This window comes from Pantoea sp. EEL5 (genome assembly GCF_049892805.1).
Classification (GTDB): Bacteria; Pseudomonadota; Gammaproteobacteria; order Enterobacterales; family Enterobacteriaceae; genus Pantoea; species Pantoea ananatis.
The window spans coordinates 65,450-86,612 of record NZ_JBNDNJ010000007.1 but is presented as its reverse complement, the minus strand read 5'-3'; the positions used below and the strand labels follow the sequence as shown (position 1 = coordinate 86,612).

At 55.5% G+C, this 21,163-nt stretch carries 19 protein-coding genes; 13 read left to right on the top strand and 6 right to left on the bottom strand.

Annotated features, from left to right (window positions below; all coding sequences use genetic code 11):
* Positions 1–11 precede the first annotated feature (11 nt).
* The 7 genes from ddpX (at position 12) to ACPXSQ_RS20200 (ending at position 7,379) form a co-directional block, all read left to right on the top strand.
* Positions 12–596, top strand: coding sequence for a D-alanyl-D-alanine dipeptidase (gene ddpX, locus ACPXSQ_RS20230; RefSeq protein WP_426144257.1), 585 nt, complete (start codon positions 12–14; stop codon positions 594–596).
* Positions 593–2,158: an ABC transporter substrate-binding protein gene (locus ACPXSQ_RS20225; protein WP_014604815.1), complete on the top strand. Its 1,566-nt coding sequence runs from the start codon at positions 593–595 to the stop codon at positions 2,156–2,158. Before ddpX ends, ACPXSQ_RS20225 begins: the two co-directional genes overlap by 4 nt.
* Positions 2,159–2,212: 54 nt before the next feature.
* A complete protein-coding gene (locus ACPXSQ_RS20220; RefSeq protein ID WP_041457851.1) occupies positions 2,213–3,229 on the top strand; it encodes an ABC transporter permease in 1,017 nt (338 codons plus the stop codon).
* Between the two features lie 3 nt (positions 3,230–3,232).
* A complete protein-coding gene (gene ddpC / locus ACPXSQ_RS20215) occupies positions 3,233–4,126 on the top strand; it encodes a D,D-dipeptide ABC transporter permease (RefSeq protein WP_426144256.1) in 894 nt (297 codons plus the stop codon).
* Positions 4,126–5,112, top strand: coding sequence for an ABC transporter ATP-binding protein (locus ACPXSQ_RS20210; RefSeq protein ID WP_013027597.1), 987 nt, complete (start codon positions 4,126–4,128; stop codon positions 5,110–5,112). Before ddpC ends, ACPXSQ_RS20210 begins: the two co-directional genes overlap by 1 nt.
* The gene (locus ACPXSQ_RS20205; protein ID WP_041457852.1) at positions 5,105–6,055 is read left to right on the top strand and encodes an ABC transporter ATP-binding protein; all 951 of its coding nucleotides are present in this window, start codon (positions 5,105–5,107) and stop codon (positions 6,053–6,055) included. The genes ACPXSQ_RS20210 and ACPXSQ_RS20205 overlap by 8 nt, the downstream gene beginning before the upstream one ends.
* A gap of 73 nt (positions 6,056–6,128) precedes the next feature.
* Positions 6,129–7,379: a D-amino acid dehydrogenase gene (locus tag ACPXSQ_RS20200; RefSeq protein ID WP_022622536.1), complete on the top strand. Its 1,251-nt coding sequence runs from the start codon at positions 6,129–6,131 to the stop codon at positions 7,377–7,379.
* A 21-nt stretch (positions 7,380–7,400) separates the two neighbouring features.
* On the opposite strand, the gene ACPXSQ_RS20195 is transcribed toward ACPXSQ_RS20200, so the two are convergent.
* Complete coding sequence (locus ACPXSQ_RS20195) at positions 7,401–8,585, bottom strand: NAD(P)/FAD-dependent oxidoreductase (RefSeq protein WP_013027600.1); 1,185 nt, start codon at positions 8,583–8,585, stop codon at positions 7,401–7,403.
* Positions 8,586–8,827: 242 nt separating this feature from the next.
* On the opposite strand from ACPXSQ_RS20195, the gene pitA reads away from it, so the two are divergent.
* Positions 8,828–10,330 carry an inorganic phosphate transporter PitA gene (gene pitA, locus ACPXSQ_RS20190; RefSeq protein ID WP_128574381.1) on the top strand — a complete coding sequence of 501 codons (1,503 nt, stop codon included), beginning with the start codon at positions 8,828–8,830 and terminating at the stop codon, positions 10,328–10,330.
* Between the two features lie 36 nt (positions 10,331–10,366).
* Here the strand turns inward: pitA and uspB are convergent, their stop codons facing one another.
* On the bottom strand, positions 10,367–10,702 hold the full coding sequence (uspB, locus tag ACPXSQ_RS20185) for a universal stress protein UspB (RefSeq protein ID WP_426144255.1): 336 nt from the start codon (positions 10,700–10,702) through the stop codon (positions 10,367–10,369).
* A 424-nt stretch (positions 10,703–11,126) separates the two neighbouring features.
* On the opposite strand from uspB, the gene uspA reads away from it, so the two are divergent.
* Positions 11,127–11,564 (top strand): universal stress protein UspA, encoded by a 438-nt coding sequence (uspA, locus tag ACPXSQ_RS20180; RefSeq protein WP_014604808.1) that lies wholly within the window; start codon positions 11,127–11,129, stop codon positions 11,562–11,564.
* Between the two features lie 53 nt (positions 11,565–11,617).
* Here the strand turns inward: uspA and rsmJ are convergent, their stop codons facing one another.
* Positions 11,618–12,367, bottom strand: a complete 750-nt coding sequence (gene rsmJ, locus ACPXSQ_RS20175) for a 16S rRNA (guanine(1516)-N(2))-methyltransferase RsmJ (protein ID WP_275273036.1) — start codon at positions 12,365–12,367, stop codon at positions 11,618–11,620.
* Positions 12,368–12,374: 7 nt separating this feature from the next.
* Positions 12,375–14,417, bottom strand: a complete 2,043-nt coding sequence (gene prlC / locus ACPXSQ_RS20170; protein ID WP_029569250.1) for an oligopeptidase A — start codon at positions 14,415–14,417, stop codon at positions 12,375–12,377.
* 371 nt (positions 14,418–14,788) lie between these two features.
* Between prlC and ACPXSQ_RS20165 the strand changes: the two genes are divergently transcribed.
* Both ACPXSQ_RS20165 and ACPXSQ_RS20160 read left to right on the top strand, forming a co-directional pair.
* Positions 14,789–15,631: a 23S rRNA (adenine(2030)-N(6))-methyltransferase RlmJ gene (locus ACPXSQ_RS20165; protein WP_013027606.1), complete on the top strand. Its 843-nt coding sequence runs from the start codon at positions 14,789–14,791 to the stop codon at positions 15,629–15,631.
* A gap of 61 nt (positions 15,632–15,692) precedes the next feature.
* Entirely contained in the window at positions 15,693–16,508 is an 816-nt protein-coding gene (locus tag ACPXSQ_RS20160; RefSeq protein WP_022622537.1) for a CPBP family intramembrane glutamic endopeptidase, read from the top strand.
* A 3-nt stretch (positions 16,509–16,511) separates the two neighbouring features.
* Here the strand turns inward: ACPXSQ_RS20160 and rnz are convergent, their stop codons facing one another.
* Positions 16,512–17,423 carry a ribonuclease Z gene (gene rnz, locus ACPXSQ_RS20155; RefSeq protein ID WP_014604804.1) on the bottom strand — a complete coding sequence of 304 codons (912 nt, stop codon included), beginning with the start codon at positions 17,421–17,423 and terminating at the stop codon, positions 16,512–16,514.
* Positions 17,424–17,547: 124 nt separating this feature from the next.
* Here rnz and gorA point away from each other — a divergent pair, with 124 nt between their 5' ends.
* Positions 17,548–18,900, top strand: coding sequence for a glutathione-disulfide reductase (gorA, locus tag ACPXSQ_RS20150; RefSeq protein WP_029570766.1), 1,353 nt, complete (start codon positions 17,548–17,550; stop codon positions 18,898–18,900).
* Positions 18,901–18,959: 59 nt separating this feature from the next.
* On the opposite strand, the gene ACPXSQ_RS20145 is transcribed toward gorA, so the two are convergent.
* Positions 18,960–20,090: an ROK family transcriptional regulator gene (locus ACPXSQ_RS20145; protein WP_014604803.1), complete on the bottom strand. Its 1,131-nt coding sequence runs from the start codon at positions 20,088–20,090 to the stop codon at positions 18,960–18,962.
* A gap of 299 nt (positions 20,091–20,389) precedes the next feature.
* Between ACPXSQ_RS20145 and ACPXSQ_RS20140 the strand changes: the two genes are divergently transcribed.
* Entirely contained in the window at positions 20,390–21,163 is a 774-nt protein-coding gene (locus ACPXSQ_RS20140) for an inositol monophosphatase family protein (protein ID WP_042678014.1), read from the top strand.

Here is a 21,163-nt window from a genome sequence, read left to right as displayed (position 1 = left end):
GGGATTACAGCATGATGCAGGAAACAGAGTTGGTCGATATTGCAGCGGCCTTTCCCGCGCTCACTATCGACCTGAAATATGCCACCGCCGATAACATCACGGGACAGCCCATCTACAGCGTCGCCTGCTGTCTGCTGCACCCCGATGCGGTCAGCGCGCTGGCGAAAAGCATCGCTATCGCAAAAGTGGCCGGATTGAGTCTGCTGGTGCTGGACGCCTATCGCCCGCAAAAAGCCCAGGAGCTGCTGTGGCACGCCTGCCCCGATCAGAATTACGTGGTGCCTTTATCGCAAGGATCCAACCATAGTCGTGGTACCGCCATTGACGTCACGCTGGTCGATGCCGAAGGTCAGATCCTGGATATGGGTACCGGATTCGATGAAATGCAGGCGTTGTCCCATCCCTATCATCCCGACGTACCGCTAACGGCTCAACGTAACAGGCTGCTGCTTAATGCCGTGATGTTTGGCGGCGGCTTCACTGGCATTGCCACGGAATGGTGGCATTTCGAATTACCGGAAGCGGCCCGTTATCCGCTGCTCAATGATGTTTTTACCTGCATATCCCCAGCCCAGACTGACGGAGTATTACCATGAAAATGACGCACACAGCACCCGGCTATTTTCGCCCTTTGTTACTGGCCATGACCCTTGCTGCCACCACGACATCCGTCCTGGCGGCGGTTCCCAAAGACATGTTGGTGATAGGTAAAGCTGCCGATCCCCAGACGCTTGATCCTGCCGTGACTATCGATAATAACGACTGGACCGTTACCTATCCTGCCTACCAACGATTGATCAAATACAAAACCGAGGACGGGAAGGGTTCGACAGACGTTGAAGGCGATCTGGCAGAAAGCTGGCAGAGCAGCGAGGACGGAAAGGTGTGGACGTTTAAATTACGTCCCGGCGCCGCGTTTGCGGATGGGTCAGCCGTTAACGCGGAGGCCGTTAAGCTGTCGTTTGAGCGCCTGCTGCGCATTAAGCAGGGGCCTTCAGAAGCGTTCCCGTCCGATCTCAACGTTGAGATCGTGGACCCGCTTACCGTGCGCTTCACACTGAAGACGCCGTTTGCGCCTTTCCTTTACACTCTCGCTAACGACGGCGCTTCCATCATCAACCCTGCCGTGCTGAAAGCGAATGCCGCTGACGACGCGCGCAGTTATTTGGCCGACCATACCGCGGGCTCTGGCGCCTACATGCTGCAGCGCTGGCAGAAAGGTCAGCAGCTCGTGCTGGTGCCGAATCCACATTTCTCCGGACCTAAGCCTGCCTTTAAGCGCGTGTCCGTAAAGATTATCAGTGAAAGTTCGGCCCGACGCCTGCAGCTGGCAAAAGGTGATGTGGACATTGCGGATGCCCTGCCGATGGACCAGTTTGCCGCCCTGAAAAAGCAAAATGAGGTGGCAGTGAGGGATTATCCCGCTCTGCGCGTGACCTATCTCTATCTCAACAACAGTAAACCGCCTCTGAACCAGCCCGATTTGCGCAGAGCGATCTCCTGGGCCACCGATTATCAGGGAATGGTGCAGGGCATTCTGGGCGGCAACGGTAAACAGATGCGTGGACCGATTCCGGAAGGCATGTGGGGCTACGATGCCAAGGCCATGCAGTACAGCTTTAATCTTGCGAAAGCCAAAGCGGAGATGGATAAAGTGGCCACTAAACCGCAGTCGCTGTCGTTCCTCTATTCTGACAACGATCCCAACTGGGAGCCGATTGCCCTGTCGATGCAGGCCAACCTTCAGGCTATTGGCATCAATGTGAAGCTGGAAAAACTGGCCAACGCCACCATGCGTGAGCGCATCGGTAAAGCAGACTATGACATCGCGATTGGTAACTGGAGCCCGGACTTCGCCGATCCCTACATGTTTATGAATTACTGGTTTGCGTCAGACAAAAAAGGCCTGCCGGGTAACCGCTCCTTTTATTCCAACCCTGAAGTCGATGCGCTGCTGAAAAAAGCGGTATCGACCACGAATCAGGCTGAGCGGACTGCCGATTACCAGCAAGCGCAAAATATCGTGATTAACGATGCAGCTTACGTTTACTTATTCCAGAAAAATTATCAGGTTGCGATGAACAAATCGGTTAAAGGCTACGTGTTTAACCCGATGCTCGAGCAAATATTTAACATCGCCACCATGCATAAAGAATAACACCGCTCACGCCCGTTCATGCAGGGCCTGCCTGGCCCTGCTGAGGAAGACATGATGAGTTACTGGAGTTTATTAAGACAGCGTAGCTGGGGACTGCTGTTGGTGGTCGCCGGCGTCTGCGTCATTACATTTATTATTTCGCATCTTATTCCCGGGGATCCTGCCAGGCTGCTGGCGGGCGACCGCGCCAGTGATGAAATCGTCCAGCACATCCGTCAGCAGTTGGGGCTGGATTTACCGTTATGGCGACAATTTATCCGTTATGTGGAGCAGCTGTTACATGGCGACCTGGGCACCTCTATCCGGACAGGTCGCCCGGTCCTGGACGATCTGCGGGCGTTTTTTCCCGCGACTCTGGAACTGGCCTTTTGTGCCCTGACCATCGCCCTGCTCGTTGGCGTGCCGCTGGGCGTGCTCTCTGCGGTGTATCGTAACCGCTGGCTCGATCATCTGGTTCGTCTGCTGGCGCTGACCGGGATTTCCACACCGGCCTTCTGGCTGGGCCTGGGGGCGATCGTGCTGTTCTATGGCAAGTTAAACCTGCTGCCCGGCGGCGGACGGCTGGATGACTGGCTCGATCCCCCTACGCGCGTTACCGGCTTCTATCTGATCGATGCCCTGCTGGAAGGCAACATCGAAGTCTTCTTTAATGCGCTTCAGCATCTGATCCTGCCTGCCACCACCCTGGCCTTTGTTCACCTTGGCATTGTGGCGCGCCAGATTCGCTCGGCCATGCTGGAGCAGTTGAGCGAAGACTATATTCGTACCGCGCTGGCCAGCGGGCTGCCGAAATGGACTATCGTCGTGCGCTATGCCCTGCCCAATGCCCTGATTCCCTCCGTAACCGTACTGGGCCTGGCATTAGGCGACCTGCTGTATGGTGCAGTATTAACCGAAACCGTGTTTGCCTGGCCAGGTATGGGCGCGTATGTGGTGTCTTCTATTCAGGCGCTTGATTTCCCGGCGGTGATGGGCTTCGCCATCGTGGTTTCCTTTGCTTACGTGCTGGTAAACCTGTTCGTGGATCTTCTTTATCTGTGGATTGACCCGCGAATGGGTCGGGGAGCGTAGAACATGATGATAACGCAAGAGCAGCCCGCCGTGCGTCAGGTAAAACCCAGCCTGTTCGCCTGGAAACGCCGCCTGTGGATGCTAAGTAAAAGCCCTCTGACCCTGTTGGGTGCCGCCATCATCACGCTGATGCTGGGATTAATGGTGTTTTCACCGTGGATTGTGCCGCACGATCCCAACGCCATTAGCCTGACCGATCGCCTCCAGCCACCCAGTGCCGCGCACTGGTTCGGGACTGATGAGGTGGGCCGGGATCTGTTCAGCCGTGTCCTGGTGGGGAGCCAGCAGTCGGTCGCAGCAGGGCTGGCGGTCGTGCTGCTGGCTGGCATAAGCGGCTCGTTACTGGGCTGTCTGTCCGGCGTATTAGGTGGCCGCAGCGATGCGATAATTATGCGCCTGATGGACATCATGCTGTCTATTCCTTCTCTGGTACTGACCATGGCGCTGGCTGCCGCGCTGGGGCCGAGCCTGTTCAACGCCATGCTGGCTATCGCCGTTGTGCGCATCCCTTTCTATGTCCGGCTGGCGCGCGGTCAGACGTTAATCGTCAAACAGCATACCTTTGTTGAAGCGGCAAAAACGTTCGGTGCTTCGCGCTGGCACCTGATTAGCTGGCATATCCTGCGCAATGCTCTGCCGCCCTTGGTGGTGCAGGCCTCCCTGGATATTGGCAGCGCCATTTTGATGGCGGCCACGTTGGGTTTTATCGGGCTGGGCGCTCAGCAACCGACGGCGGAATGGGGGGCAATGGTGGCTAACGGACGTAACTATGTTCTTGACCAGTGGTGGTACTGCACCTTTCCCGGGGCCGCGATTTTGATCACAGCGGTGGGATTCAATCTGTTTGGCGATGGCATCCAGGACCTGCTGGCCCCCAAAGCGGGAGGACGTAACTGATGCAAGAAAGAATTCTGACGATCGAGGATTTACGTCTCAGCTTCCCGGTTTATCAGGGAGAGGTGAACGTGCTGAATAGCGTATCAATGCACATCAATCGCGGCGAGATTGTGGGCGTTGTCGGCGAATCAGGTTCGGGGAAATCCGTCACCGCCATGCTGGCGATGCGGCTCATTCCGGAACACAGCTATCACATCAAAGGCGGCAGGCTGGAGCTGGCGGGTCAGGATGTCCTCGCCGCCAGTGAAGTGGACATGCGCAAAATGCGCGGCAATCGTGTTGCCATGATTTTTCAGGAGCCCATGACCGCGCTGAATCCGACCCGCCGCATTGGCAAACAGATGGTCGATGTGATCAGACAGCATCGTCCTCTGTCTGTCCGTGAGGCAAAAGCCCGGGCGCTTACGCTGCTGGGCGATATGCAAATTGCGGATGCGAAGAACGTTATGGAGCGCTATCCCTTTGAACTGTCAGGCGGAATGCGTCAGCGCGTCATGATTGCCCTGGCCTTTTCCTGTGAGCCAGACCTGCTGATTGCGGATGAACCCACGACCGCACTGGATGTTACCGTTCAGCGGCAGGTACTGCGCCTGTTGAAACAAAAAGCCGAAGCGACCGGCACCGCCGTGCTGTTTATCAGTCACGATATGGCTGTGGTTTCACAGCTGTGCGATCGGATCTACGTTATGTATGCCGGGTCCGTCATTGAAAGCGGCGTCACTGAAACCGTGCTGCGTTCACCACGCCATCCCTATTCCATTGGTCTGCTGGCCTGCTCGCCTGACGCGATTGAACCGCGTGCTCCGCTGGCATCCATTTCAGGCACCGTGCCTAATCTGGCCTGTTTACCCGCAGGCTGTGCCTTTCGCGATCGCTGTTTTGCGGCAGGAGAACGCTGCACCACCACGCCGCGCTTGCATACTACCGACAACGCCGCGCAGCAGGTTGCCTGCTGGTATCCACAACAGGAGGCGCAGCATGTCTGACGCTCTGCTTACGCTGCAAAACGTACATGTCACCTTCCCGGCCAAAAAGAACTGGCGCGGCAAAGTCACGGAACAGGTCCATGCGCTGAATGGCCTGGATATGGAGGTCAGACAGGGAGAAACGCTGGGGATTGTTGGCGAATCCGGCTGTGGAAAAAGCACCCTGGCCAAACTGTTGATGGGCATGCTCAGCCCAACCTCAGGCCAGCTCGAACTGGCAACAGCGCCTGCCGATAACCGGGGACGTCGCATGCAAATGGTGTTTCAGGATCCGCTCTCTTCACTCGACCCCCGCCTGCCCGTCTGGCGCATTATCACCGAGCCGGTGTGGATTCAGTCGCGTGCTTCAGAAAAAGCGCGGCGCGCGTTGGCGGAATCACTGGCTCACCAGGTCGGTATTCGCCCCGAATATCTGGACCGTCCGCCGCATGCGTTTTCCGGCGGCCAGCGTCAGCGCATCGCGATTGCCCGGGCCCTGTCATCGCAGCCCGATATTATCGTGCTGGATGAACCGACCTCGGCACTGGATATTTCTGTTCAGGCGCAGATTCTGAATCTGCTGGTAGAACTGCAAAAACAGCAAAACCTGACCTATATCCTGATATCGCACAACGTGTCGGTCGTGCGCCATATGAGCGATCGTGTTGCAGTCATGTATCTGGGACAAATTGTGGAGCTGGGTGAAACACAGCGCGTCCTTGACGCCCCGCAACATCCTTATACCCAGCTACTGATGGCGTCCGTGCCGCGCATCGGCGCAGTGCTGGATGGCGCGCCTGTGAACACCGAGCTACCGGGTAACCGCCACCTGCCAACGGGATGCTATTTCCGCGACCGCTGTCCGCAAGCCACCAGCGGCTGCGAGGCGCCTCAGTTACTCCTGTCGCAGGAAAAAGGCAGCGCGGTGCGATGCTGGCAGGCACAAAACCGGGTTCAGGCATAAGCCACAACGAGAACAGATGGTCCAGGCAACGCCTGCGCCATTGAGCGATAACGCATGCAGGATAACGATCAACATGAAAATTATTGTACTCGGCAGTGGTGTCGTGGGCGTAACAACCGCCTGGTATCTGCAGCAGGCCGGACATCAGGTGACCGTGATTGATAAAGAAGCCGGTCCGGCATTAGGCACCAGCGCGGCCAATGCCGGGCAAATTTCCCCAGGTTATGCCGCGCCCTGGGCCGCGCCGGGCGTTCCCTTAAAGGCGGTGAAATGGATGGTACAGCGTCATGCTCCCCTTTCCGTGCGCCCGGATGGCTCACGTTTTCAGCTTGCCTGGATGATGCAAATGCTGAAAAACTGCAATCCGCAGAGTTACGCCGAAAATAAGGCCAGAATGGTCAGGCTGGCAGAGTACAGCCGGGACTGCATCAGAGCACTGCGGGCCAGCACGGGCATTGAATATGAAGGGCGTCAGGGCGGCACGCTGCAGCTGTTTCGCACCGCTCAGCAGTTTGACAATGCGGCACGCGATATCGCCGTGTTGCAGGACGCCGGCGTTCCTTATCAACTGCTGGAAGCCTCACAACTGGCCGAGGTTGAACCGGCGCTGGCGGCGGTTAAGCATAAGCTGACCGGCGGGCTGCGACTGCCTAATGACGAAACCGGCGATTGCCAGTTATTTACCCAGCGGCTTGCGGCAATGGCGCGCGAGGCGGGCGTCGACTTTCGCTTTAACACAACCGTGGATGCGCTGCTGACACAGGGAGACAGGATCAGCGGTATGACCTGTGGCAGCGAAACGCTGACGGCGGACGGATACGTCATGGCGCTGGGTTCGTACTCCACGCCATTACTCCGGCCACTCATGTCTGTTCCGGTTTACCCACTCAAAGGCTACTCGCTGACGATCCCCATTGCCGATGCGTCAGCCGCGCCGGTGTCCACGGTGCTGGATGAAACCTACAAAATTGCCATTACGCGCTTTGATGATCGCATTCGCGTGGGCGGTATGGCGGAAATTGTGGGATACAGCAACACCCTGCTGCCTGCCAGACGGCAAACACTCGAAATGGTAGTGAACGACCTTTATCCCCGTGGCGGTCGCGTTGAGCAGGCAACCTTCTGGACCGGGTTACGTCCCATGACGCCTGACGGCACGCCCATCGTCGGCCATACACATTTCAGCAACCTGTGGCTGAATACCGGCCACGGTACGCTGGGCTGGACGATGGCCTGCGGCTCCGGCCAGCTGTTGAGTGATGTGATTTCAGGCAAACCGCCCGAGATTGCCCATGCGGACTATGCGGTTTCGCGTTATGCCTGAGTGCAGGGCGAGATGGCGACCTTACAGCGCCTGGGCACAGGCCCAGGCCGAACTCCAGGCCCACTGGAAATTATAGCCGCCGAGCCAGCCGGTCACGTCCACCACCTCACCGATAAAATACAGCCCCGGTACGTCCCGCGCTTCCATTGTCTTCGATGACAGTTGAGTAGTATCAACGCCACCGAGGGTCACTTCGGCGGTGCGATAACCTTCGGTGCCGTTAGGCTGAACCTGCCAGCCGTGCAGCGTCTGCACCAGCTCTGTTTGCTGCTTGCGGTTAAGTTGCTTCAGCGTCACATCCGGCACGACGTTCATATCCTGTAGGACCTCCACCAGGCGCTTGGGCAGAATTTTCGCCAGGCTGTTTTTCAGGCTCAGATTCGGATGCGCCTCACGTTGAATCGTCAGGAAATCCTCAAGACGGGTAGCCGGAGAGAGGTCCACAGTGAGGTATTCGCCCGGCTGCCAGTAGCTGGAAATCTGCAATATTGCCGGGCCGGACAGGCCGCGGTGGGTGAACAACATCGCCTCTTTGAACAGGGTGCCGTCTTTTGCCGCAATGGTCGTATCCAGCGCAACGCCTGACAGCGTCTGCAACTGTTCCAGGAGTGGTTTATGTAAGGTAAAGGGCACCAGTGCCGCGCGCGTGGGCAGCACCTTCAGCCCAAACTGCTCAGCAATTTTATAGCCAAACGGTGATGCACCCAGGCCCGGCATGGAAAGGCCGCCACTGGCAATGACCAGCTTCTCAGCCTGAACCGCGCTGCCGTTGAGCTGCAGGCTGTAGCCCGCATCATCCCGGGTTACGCTCAGTATTTCGCTGCGCAGCCGAACGGTGACACCACCTTTGTCACATTCGGCCATTAATAAATCGACCACCTGCTGGGCAGAATCATCGCAAAACAGCTGCCCCAGGGTTTTCTCATGCCAGGCGATACCGTGGCGATTCACCAGATCGATAAAATCCCATTGGGTATAGCGCGCGAGGGCCGACTTACAAAAGTGGGGATTATTCGACAGGTAGGCGGCCGGTTCAGTGTAGAGATTGGTGAAATTGCAGCGCCCACCGCCCGACATCAAAATCTTGCGTCCCGGCTTCTTGCCGTTATCCAGCAGTAATACGCGGCGACCACGCTGTCCGGCCTGCGCAGCACAAAAAAGCCCGGCAGCGCCTGCCCCAATTACGATAACGTCAAACTGTTCCACTGCTTTTGCCCACCTGGTAAGAGAGGGGCAGATTGTAGTGATCTGCTCCTGTGGATGCCAGTGTCAAAATTTTGCCGTAAATATGTCACAATGTAACCAGCTAATTTTTATAGCTTTTGTATCTGTTCACCGGGTTAATTGACACTTTTAGTCCAAATCATGACTATATTTTCCTTTCCCAGACAGCATGTTGTCGCGGATAATGCGCCGCGTTCATGTCCTCCAAAAATGGCGTAACGTCTATGCTACATCTGTTTGCTGGTCTCGATCTTAGCACCGGCCTGTTACTGATACTTGCTCTGCTGTTTGTATTGTTTTACGAAGCAATTAACGGCTTTCATGATACGGCCAACGCGGTTGCGACGGTCATCTACACCCGTGCCATGCGGGCGCAGCTTGCCGTTTTAATGGCAGGCGTCTTCAACTTCTTTGGTGTATTGCTCGGCGGATTAAGCGTGGCTTACGCTATCGTGCATATGCTGCCTACCGATCTGCTGCTGAATGTCGGATCGGCCCACGGTCTCGCCATGGTCTTTTCCATGCTGCTGGCGGCGATTATCTGGAACCTGGGTACCTGGTATTTGGGCCTGCCCGCGTCCAGTTCCCATACCTTAATCGGCGCGATTATCGGCATTGGCCTGACGAACGCGTTGATGAGCGGCACATCGGTCGTTGATGCGCTTAACATCCCGAAAGTGCTGAATATTTTCCTGTCTCTGATTCTTTCCCCTATTGTCGGACTGGTGATTGCGGGCAGCCTAATTTTTCTTCTCCGCCGTTACTGGAGTAACACCAAAAAGCGTGCGCGTATTCATATGACGCCCGCCGATCGCGAGAAGATTGATGGCAAGAAAAAACCGCCTTTCTGGACGCGCACGGCACTGATTATCTCCGCCATTGGTGTCAGTTATTCACACGGTGCGAACGACGGGCAGAAAGGCATTGGCCTGATCATGCTGGTTCTGATAGGCGTTGCGCCAGCCGGCTTCGTGGTGAATATGAACGCATCGGGTTACGACATTACGCGTACACGGGATGCGGTCAATCATCTTGAGCAGTATTATCAACAGCACCAAGCCTCACTGAACCACATCATCGAGATGGCGCCGCCTAAGCTGCCCACCCCGGAAGAAGTGGCGCCGGTATCATCGACAGAGTTTCATTGCGACAGTGCTCGTGCGCTGCAGGCCGTGCAACGTGCTCAGTTGCTGCTGAATAACCTGCAAAGCTACAGCGATCTGTCCGTCGAGCAGCGTAGTCAGATGCGTCGCCTGCTGCTGTGTATTTCCGACACCGCCGATAAAGCGGCGAAGCTGCCGGAAACCTCTCCAGACGATAAACGTTTCCTGGGCAAGCTCAAAGGCGATCTGTTGAACACCATTGAGTACGCGCCGGTATGGATCATCATGGCGGTTGCGCTGGCATTAGGCGTCGGCACCATGATCGGCTGGCGTCGCGTGGCCACCACCATCGGTGAGAAAATTGGTAAGAAGGGCATGACCTATGCGCAGGGCATGTCTGCGCAGGTGACGGCAGCCGTGTCGATAGGCATTGCCAGCTACACCGGCATGCCGGTCTCCACCACGCATATCCTCTCTTCTTCCGTTGCCGGCACCATGCTGGTTGACGGCGGCGGCTTGCAGAGCAAAACCATCAAAAACATCGCCATGGCGTGGGTATTTACCCTGCCGGTCTGTATTTTGTTATCGGGTTCGCTCTACTGGATAGCGCTGAAACTCATCTGATTCGGCGGCATACCAGGGCGACTTCGGTCGCCCTTTTTAATGCCAGATTGCCAGCGCAATCAGGCTGATAATCACCAATCCACACAGTGAACTGGTTAAGATAAACAGACCTCTCACCCGCTCACACCGGCGAATGAATTCGTCGTCATGATGATCAAGATAGCGCATTGCCCAGATGTAACGCACCAGCCGCACCTGCTTGCCGGGCTGACCATGGGATGTGAAAAACCCCGCGCCATCAACATACTGATAGAGCAGCGGATCACAGCCACGCAGAACCACCAACAGCGCACGCAGCGATGAGAAATAGCGCGCCATATTCACAATACATACCACACAAAGAGCCCAAAAAAGCGCGATAGTGCTGATCATGTCATCCTCCTTACCGGCACCGCAGCAGGGTGCTGAGCGCGCACCCTGTTGAACAGTCCCTGCAGAATTAGCCAACAACCCCATAAAGCGATTTGTAGTTTTATTTTTGAATCATCAGAAAAGTAGCAACCGTGTGACGCAGGCTGCTTTTTTCAGTTTAGGAGAAATGTTCAATTTTTTACCAGCGAGGATTTTCGTTTTATACGAGTAAAAATCGTTCATCATTGATCTTATTCACAACCCAGGCGGCTTCAGAAGCATTTGTTAACACACAGGGCTATACTTTCAGGTATAACAACATCATCGCCTGTGCTGTACATTAATCATCTCGGTGGCGCTCATCGCCCGTTCGCGCAATGGATTTCGCAACTGTGACGCGTCTGGAAACCGCTGCCATTCTGAATCTCGTGGAAGGAGTTATATCATGGCTTATAAACATATCCTGATTGCAGTCGATCTTTCGCCAGAAAGCCAGTTGTTAGTGGATAAAGCTGTCTCACTCGCGCGCCCTTACGACGCAAAAATCTCGCTGATTCATGTCGATGTTAATTACTCGGATCTCTACACCGGCCTGATTGATGTCAACCTCGGAGATATGCAAAAGCGTATTTCTGAGGAAACGCATCTGGCACTAAAAAGCCTGTCCGATGCCGCGGGCTACCCTATCACCGAAACCCTGAGCGGCAGTGGCGACCTGGGGCAGGTGCTGGTGGATGCGATTAAGAAATACGATGTGGACATGGTGGTGTGCGGTCATCATCAGGATTTCTGGAGCAAGCTGATGTCGTCTGCCCGCCAGTTGATCAATACCGTGCACATCGACATGCTGATTGTGCCGCTGCGTGACGAAGAGGATGAATAATTCGCTAGCGTTAAGCCGGTGCGACTGAGGTGCCGACCGGCTTAAAACCACGATTAAGACAGAGGCGGATAGATATCGAAGCGGTGGCTTTTGGTGACCACCGCACACTGCGTGGCAACACCGGCCAGCGGTGGCGCGTAGTCGGGACGCTTCACCACAATACGTTTCTTTGCCAGACGGCGAGCCGGTGCCAGCAGTGCGTCGGCATCTTCATCCGCCCCCACCAGCGACTGAAAGACCCGCATTTCTTTTTTTACCATGGCGCTTTTTTGCCGATGGGGATACATAGGATCGAGATACACCACGTCCGGCTGCGGGGTAATATCGGTCAGAGCCTGAATGCTGGAAGCATGAATCAGCGTCAGGCGTTCGCGCAGCCAGCCGCCAATTTCTGCATCTTCATAGCCACGCGTCAGCCCGTCCTCCAGCAGTGCGGCCACCACCGGATGGCGCTCCAGCATGCGAACCCGACAGCCCAGCGCGGCCAGCACAAAGGCATCCCGTCCTAATCCGGCGGTGGCGTCCACCACATCGGGCAGGTAGGTCCCTTTTATCCCCACTGCCTTCGCGACGGCTTCACCGCGGCCACCGCCAAAACGACGTCGATGTGCCAGGGCACCGGAGGCGAAATCCACAAAGATGCCTCCCAGTTTGGGCTCATCCCGTTTGCGCAGTTCAAGATGTGTGGCGGTCTTCACCAGCGCCAGCGCGGCGTCATCACAGTGCGTCAGTTGCCAGCGTGCGGCTAAAACAGGTAAGGCGCCGTCACCGGCACCTGTCTCATCAAGCAAACAGATTTTCACGTACGGCTTATCCCTGAATACCGTAGTGTTCCAGCATGGCATCCAGCTGTGGTTCACGGCCGCGGAAGCGTTTAAACAGCTCCATCGGTTCTTCTGACCCGCCGCGCGTCAGAATATTGTCGAGGAAGGACTGCCCGGTTTCCCGGTTGAAAATCCCCTCTTCTTCAAAGCGCGAATAGGCATCTGCTGCCAGCACATCGGCCCACAGATAGCTGTAATAGCCCGCTGCATAGCCACCCGCAAAAATATGGCTGAAGGCATGAGGGAAACGTCCCCACTCCGGGCTGGGGACCACGGCGACTTTGCTTTTCACTTCGCGCAGGGTTTCGAGAATCTGTGCACCTTTTTCCGGATTGAATTCGGTATGCAGGCGGAAGTCGAACAGGCCGAACTCAAGCTGGCGCAGGATAAACAGCGCCGCCTGGTAGTTTTTCGCCGCCAGCATTTTGTCCAACAGTTCTTTAGGCAGTGGCTCACCGGTTTCGTAGTGCCCCGAAATAAACGCCAGTGCTTCCGGCTCCCAGCACCAGTTCTCCATGAACTGGCTAGGCAGTTCCACGGCGTCCCATGGCACGCCATTAATGCCGGACACGCCCGCCGCCTCGATGCGCGTCAGCATATGGTGCAGGCCGTGACCGAACTCGTGGAACAGGGTAATCACTTCGTCATGCGTAAACAGCGCAGGCTTGCCGCTTACCGGACGGTTGAAGTTACAGGTCAGGTAAGCCACCGGTTTTTGCAGGCTCCCGTCCGCTTTACGCATTTGGCCCACGCAGTCGTCCATCCATGCGCCGCCGCGTTTGTGTTCGCGAGCATAGAGATCGAGATAGAAACTGCCGCGCAGCTCGCCGCTTTCATCGAACAGATCAAAGAAGCGGACATCCGGATGGTAAACATCGACGTCAGTGCGCTCTTTCGCGGTAATACCGTAAATGCGCTTCACCACTTCAAACAGGCCGGACACTGCACGCGACTCCGGGAAGTAAGGGCGCAGCTGTTCATCGCTGATGGTATAAAGATGCTGCTTCTGCTTTTCGCCGTAGTAGCTGAGATCCCATGGGTTCATGGTTTCTACGCCGAACGCTTTCTGCGCAAAAGCGCGCAGCTGCGCCAGCTCTTTCTCACCCTGTGGACGGGCGCGATCGGCCAGATCGTTCAGGAAATCGATCACCTGTGCCGGGCTCTGTGCCATCTTGGTGGCCAGGGATTTATCCGCGAAGGAGTCGAAGCCCAGCAGCTGCGCCAGCTCGTGCCGCAGCGCCAGCTCTTCCGCCATAATCGGACCATTATCCCATTTACCCGCGTTAGGGCCTTGATCGGAGGCGCGGGTCGAATAGGCGCGGTACATCTCTTCGCGCAGCGCGGCATTATCGCAATAGGTCATGACCGGCAGATAGCTGGGGATATCCAGCGTCAGTAACCAGCCTTCCTGCCCTTTGGCTTCCGCCTGGGCTTTCGCTGCGGCCAGCGCGCTTTCCGGCATGCCCGCCAGCTCGCTTTCGTCCGTAATCAGCTTGCTCCAGCCCATTGTGGCATCAAGCACGTTGTTACTGTAGGCCGAGCCCAGCTCGGAAAGACGCGCGGCAATTTCGCCGTAACGCTGCTGCTTGTCTTTTTCCAGACCGATACCGGAAAGCTCAAAATCACGCAGTGCGTTATCGACCGCTTTCTGCTTTGCCTGATCCAGCGAAGCATAATGACTGCCTTCTTTCAGATCGCGGTAGGCCTGATAAAGCCCTTCGTGTTGGCCCACCCAGGTGCTGTACTCAGACAGCAGCGGCAGCGTTTGTTCGTAGGCTTCGCGCAGTTCCGGACTGTTTTTAACAGAGTTCAGATGGCTGACCGGTGAAAAGATACGGCTCAGGCGGTCATCGGTTTCTGCCAGCGGCTGAACCAGGTTATCCCAGGTGTAAGGTGCGCCTTGCGCCACCACTTTTTCCACCATTGCGCGGCATTCATTCAAAACGTCGGTTACGGCGGGCACCACATGTTCAGGCTTAATCGCTGAAAACGGGGGAAGTGTGAACGAGGTGAGTAACGGATTGGTCATAGCGCAGTCCTTTAACAATGTGTGGGGCGCGACGGCTCGCGCGACGCAATTTAATTAACATGCGGTCGGATATCACGAAAATCAATGGCGCGACCGGCGGTGATTTCAACAATGGTGCGAATAGTGATCCTTCTGACAATGAGATCAATCATAGCTGACGCCAAAACAGGCTATCACTTTCCTGTCGCTGAATACGTAACGGAGGTTAACAGCCTGTGGCAGATTGCTATGCAAAGTGTAAAGCGGTCTGAACAGGGAAAACCGGCTTCACGGGCGACGGATGCGCGAAATGCCAGCAATTATTCCCGTCAGTCGGTATAATCGGGCCAATATCACTATTTTTAGCTTCAACCGCGGAAATCCCCTTTTTTATGCTGAGTTATCGCCACAGTTTTCACGCCGGCAACCATGCCGATGTGCTTAAGCACACCGTACAAAGCCTCATCATCACCGCCCTGAAAGAGAAAGAAAAACCGTTTTTCTATCTTGATACACATGCAGGCGCAGGACGTTATCAACTGAGCGGCGAGCATGCAGAGCGTACCGGCGAATATCTGGAAGGCATTGGACGCATCTGGCAGCAGCCGGATGCGCCCGCACTGCTGCAACCCTATTTTGATGCGATTCATGCCCTGAACCGCAGTGGAACGCTGCGTTACTATCCAGGCTCCCCACTGATCGCCCGCCACTTGCTCCGCCCGGAAGATAAGATTCAACTGACCGAGCTGCATTCCAGCGATTTTCCCATGCTGCGCACTGAGTTCAGTAAAGACAGCCGCGCGCGCGTTGAAAAGGCCGATGGCTATCAGCAGTTAAAATCAAAGCTGCCCCCGCTTTCACGCCGTGGGCTGGTGCTGATCGATCCGCCTTATGAAATGAAGAGTGATTACCAGGCGGTCGTCAAAGGCATTCAGGAAGGCCACAAGCGCTTTGGCACCGGCGTTTATGCCCTGTGGTATCCGGTTGTCATGCGTCAGCAAATCAAGCATATGCTGCGCGATCTGCAGGCGACCGGCATTCGAAATATCCTGCAAATTGAACTGGCCGTGCGTCCTGACAGCGATCAGCGCGGGATGACCGCCTCCGGCATGATTGTGATCAATCCCCCCTGGAAGCTGGCCGATCAGATGAATACGCTGCTGCCGTGGTTACACCAGAAACTGGTACCGGCAGGTACAGGTCATTTCAGCGTAAACCAGATCGTTCCTGAATAACGCCTTTCCCGTTTAGCGTCGCCGGTTCAGTTACGGCGGCGTGATATCGCAGGTCATTTTTATATGGATTATTCTGGCAGGCGCCCTGGCGGCTCTGCAACCGGCGAAACGCCTCTCTCTGTTACTGCTGGCACTGGCAACGGCTCTGGGTGTATACCAGAACGTGCTGGACTGGCCCGTTACCCTCGTTTTTGCTGCGGTGGCAGCGCTGGTCGCGTTTCGTATTTACGATCGCCGCAGTCGCGTGTGGCAGGGCATAAGCGAGGTGCTCCTGGTCGTGATGGCCGCTGCGCTGCTGCTGCATCTTATTCCCGGCTTTAACAATCCGCGTCAAATCGATGCCGTTCAGGTAGGCGCACGCAGCCTGCCCTTCTCTTTTTCATTTAATTTTGACAAAGCCCTGATCCCCTTCCTGTTGCTGGCCTGTATGCCGACGCTGTTCAAAGCTGAGGCGCACCCACCGCGCACGCCTCTGTTATGGCTGGTACCCGTGGCGGCGATTCCGCTGCTGTTAGTCAGCGCGGTAGGACTGGGTGGCCTGGCGTTTGAGCCACACCTGCCTGACTGGCTGGGCGCGTTCGCACTGGCCAACCTGTTTTTTGTCTCGCTGGCAGAAGAAGCATTTTTTCGTGGCTATCTACAGCAGCGGCTGCGCCAGAAATGGGGCGGCACAATCGCCCTGGTGGCCACCGCCTTGCTGTTTGGCCTGGCGCATGCGTCCGGCGGCGTACTGCTGATGATATTTGCCGGACTAGCCGGGCTAATTTATGGCCTGGTCTGGCACTGGAGCGGCCGGCTCTGGCTGGCAACAGCCTGCCATTTTGCACTCAACATGGTTCATCTGTTGTTGTTTACCTACCCGGCACTGATGCATTAGTCGTTACAGCGTAAAGACGGCCAGGTCATACGCCATCTCGGTTTCGGGGAAAATGGCCTGGCACTCTGCCAGCAAACGCGTCATGTCTCTGGCGAGATAGCGTGAGCTAAAATGCGTGGCGATCATCCGTTTTGCACCGGCCTGCTTTGCTACTGTAGCGGCCTGCACGGTAGTTGAGTGACCGCGCCCGTTGGCTTTTTCCGCCAGCGCATCCTCCAGCGTGGTTTCGTGCACCATCACATCCACATTGGCCGCCAGCTGTAACGCCACCTCGGTGGGCGCCGTATCGCCAAAAATCGCCAGGGTTTTTCCTTTGGTGGACGGCCCCAAATACGCCGCGCCATCAATGGTGCGTCCATCTTCCAGCGTAATACGTTCTCCCTGCTTCAGCTGTTGATACCACGGGCCACGTGGCACACCTTCCGCTTTGAGACGTGCGGCATCCAGAAAGCCGGGCTTGTCTCGCTGTTCAATACGATAGCCAAAGCAGTCAATAGTGTGATTCATCGGCCAGGCCGTGACACGAAACTCGCCATCATCCAGCACCTCGCCCGCCGCAATCTCGATCACCTCAAGCGGATAGTCGGTGTACGAGCTGGACAGGGAAAGTGCGCTATCAACAAAGGCTTTCAGTCCTTTTGGGCCGTAAACCGTCATCGGCGTGGTCAGCCCGGCCATTGAACGGCTGGTGAGCAGGCCCGGCAGGCCAAAAATATGGTCACCGTGCAAATGGGTAATAAAGATTTTATCGAGCTTGCCGGGTTTAAGATCGGATCGCATAAACTGAAGCTGAGTGCCTTCACCACAGTCAAACAGCCAGGTGTCGCCACTGCTTGCCCGGGTGAAGGCAATGGCGGTGACGTTACGCTGCAAGCTGGGCGCGCCACCGCCCGTGCCAAGAAAAGTCAGGTGCATGCTATGCTTCTCTGTAAGTAGTGGAAAAATATGGCCTGTTACAATCATAGGCGCAATTTTTGCGACACCGTGCCCTGCGGCGTTACACTCTATATCAATTTCCATGTAACCGGATGAGACTTCAATGACCCGACATTATGACTATCTCGCCATCGGCGGCGGCAGCGGCGGTATTGCTTCGATTAACCGTGCAGCAAGCTATGGCCAGAAGTGTGCCTTGATAGAAGCCAAAGCGCTGGGCGGAACCTGCGTCAACGTAGGCTGTGTGCCGAAAAAAGTCATGTGGCATGCCGCGCAAATCGCCGAGGCCATTCATCTTTACGGGCCTGATTATGGTTTTGATACCACGGTAAACCGCTTCGACTGGGGCACGCTGGTCAAAAACCGCAGCGCCTACATCGACCGTATTCACCAATCATACGACAATGTTCTGGGGAAAAATAAGGTCGATGTCATCACCGGCTTTGCCCGTTTTATTGATGCGCATACCGTTGAAGTCAATGGCGAAACCATTACGGCCGACCATATTTTGATCGCCACCGGGGGACGTCCAAGCCATCCCTCTATCCCCGGAGCGGAATACGGAATTGATTCAGACGGCTTCTTTGAACTGGATGCGCTGCCAAAACGGACCGCGGTGATCGGTGCCGGTTATATCGCGGTTGAGCTGGCAGGCGTGGTCAATGCGCTGGGCTCGGAAACCCATTTATTCGTCCGTAAACATGCCCCGCTGCGCAGCTTTGATCCGCTGATTACCGATACGCTGGTTGAGGTCATGAACGCGGAAGGCCCAACGCTGCATACCGAGGCGACACCAAAAGCCGTCGTGAAAAATTCCGATGGTAGCCTGACGCTGCAGTTGGAAAACGGCAGTGAATACACCGTGGATTGCCTGGTCTGGGCGATTGGCCGGGTGCCGGAAACCGACAGCCTGAATATCGAGGCGGCGGGCGTTGCGCTGGATGAAAAAGGCTATATCAAGGTCGATAAATTCCAGAATACCAACGTGCCAGGCGTTTATGCCGTTGGTGATAACACCGGCGCCGTTGAGCTGACGCCGGTAGCGGTGGCGGCAGGTCGTCGCCTGTCTGAGCGGTTGTTTAATAACAAACCCGATGAGCACCTGGATTACAGCAATATTCCTACCGTGGTGTTCAGCCATCCGCCGATCGGCACCGTGGGCCTGACGGAGCCGCAGGCGCGCGAGCAGTACGGTGATGACCAGGTAAAAGTCTACAAATCGTCCTTTACCGCAATGTATACCGCGGTGACCCAACATCGCCAGCCGTGCCGCATGAAGTTAGTCTGCGTCGGCCCGGAGGAGAAGATTGTGGGTATTCACGGCATCGGCGGCGGAATGGACGAGATGCTGCAGGGCTTTGCGGTGGCGTTGAAAATGGGCGCGACCAAGAAAGACTTTGATAACACCGTGGCGATTCACCCGACCGCGGCAGAAGAGTTTGTGACGATGCGTTAATCCGCCTACGCGCATAACCTAGCGCTGCCCGCTGACCCTGTGGTCTGCGGGCAGCAGCCTCAATTAAAATAGGTCTCCCGCAGCGGCGTCAACGCCGCGCCCAGCGCCGAACTGTCCCCTTCGATCTCGCTCAGCAGAATATCCGGATATTCCGCAGAAATGTTCCAGCGTTTACCCGAACTGATGCGCGGCATGGCTAAAAACATTTCGCCCAGCTTACGGGGAATCTCGCCCCCTAATATGATGGCTCCGGGATCGATCACCGCATTCATGGCATCCATTGCCCGATGCAGGTTTGGCGTGACGTCTTCTACCCACTGTTGCGCAATCGGCCAGGCCGGATCGAATTTATGATTGAGATCGCGAATATCTTTAATTTCAATACCACCGTTACGTAACCGATCGATCAAGATCCCCAGGGCCGGGCGCAGCTTGCCCTCTTCCGGCGTAAAAATACGGCTGATCTCCCCCGCATTTCCAAACGCACCCTGGAACGGTTTACCGTTAATCACGATGCCACCGCCAAAACCATAATTAAAAGAGAGATAGCCAAAGGTATCGTATTTCAGCCCGGCACCTAAAAAGGCTTCAGCGTGCGCCGCTGTTGTGGCGTTATTTTCAATCCATACTGGTCGATCAAATAACATAGTAATTTCACGGCGCAGATCGATGCCCATCCAGTTTTTTAAAGGTTCAGGCGGATTGAAATACTTTCGTGATTCATAAAGAAAGCCCGCCATGCTGTATCCCACACCACAGACTTTGTCTGGCGAAATACCGTATTGTTTCAAGGTATCCAGATAGTGATGTTTGATATTGAGTAAGGTACGGGCAGGATCGCGCGGATGCGTATCCAGTACGCAGTATTCTGTAATACCGCCCCGGAAATTAATCAGGCTGGCGGCAACGCTGTCTGAGTTAATAGAGATGCCGTAACCATAACGCGCATTCGCATTCAGTGATAACGATGGGCTGGGCTTGCCTCTTCCCTGGGACGGTGATTCCCCCAGGCTGAGAAAGCCGTTTTCGGTCAGCGTATCAACAATGCGGTGAACAGATGACTGATTCAGAATGGTTTGCGAAACCAGCGAAGAGCGGGAAATGCCATCGTTGCGGCGGACAAGCTCAAGAATGAGTTTTTCACTGCGATTAAGTTCGACTTCATGACCAGCGGAATATCCATGAACCACAGCGTTGTCCTCACCGTATTTAATAATGGGTTCTGTTAATACCCTAGCATGCTTTTATGCAGGACGAATAGTAAAGGCCCCTGCCTTTACCTTTTAATAAAATGTGCTGCTTTTCAGCTTCTCCGGCCCGGTTTTTCCCGATCATAAAAGCATCATAATAGTGAAACATAACGGAGAGACACTCTAATATCATGCAATGAGCATTATATTAAAAGCGAGCCTTATGTCCGGATGGGCACTTTCATGTGCGTAGGGTTCTGTCTTCATTCACATGCTTCTTCTTATACATCAGGTAAACAATGGAAACGCGCTTAAAGGTTGCTGAACGCATCGCACAAGAGGCTTCACTTTTGGCTCTTGACTACTTCAGACAGCTGAGTGAATTAGCGATCTGCGAAAAAAGGCCGCAGGATGTCTTCAGTGAAGCCGATCGGGAAGTGGAAAATCTGATTCGGCAGCGCCTGGAACACCATTTCCCACAGGATTCTGTTATTGGGGAAGAGCATGGCGGTGAGCTCAGCGCCAGCTACTGGTCTGTTGATCCTATCGATGGTACGAGTAACTTCCTGCGCGGCTCGTCATTGTGGGGGATTTCTGTTGGCTATGTGCACAATGGCGAGCCGGTTATGGGCGTGATCGTCCATCCGGTATTAAACCTCATGGTGAGCGGCGGCAAAGAGACAGGGGTTTATCTGAATGGTGAACCCTTTGAACGGCCAGTGGTCGCCGAGGCGCTGAAAACCGTGGCGATTGGCGACAGTCCATCATGGGATTTCACCCATCAGCTCTGTATTGAAAAGGCCTATCGGGACGACGGCTGGAATGTGGTGCGCTATCGCTGTGCCACCGTAGGCTTAACCTTTAGCGTGCTGGGTTACGTTGACGGTTATCAGGAATGTTTTAGCAGCATGTGGGACGTTTCTGCGGGTTATGCACTCTGTAAAGCGGCCGGACTGGATGCGCATCTTGCCGGTACACAGGAAAAAAGCAGTACACATGTTAGTGTCGGTACGGCTGAAATGAACCGCCTTTCCGCCCAGTTTATCCCTCACCCTCGTTTTACTCCCGCCTGA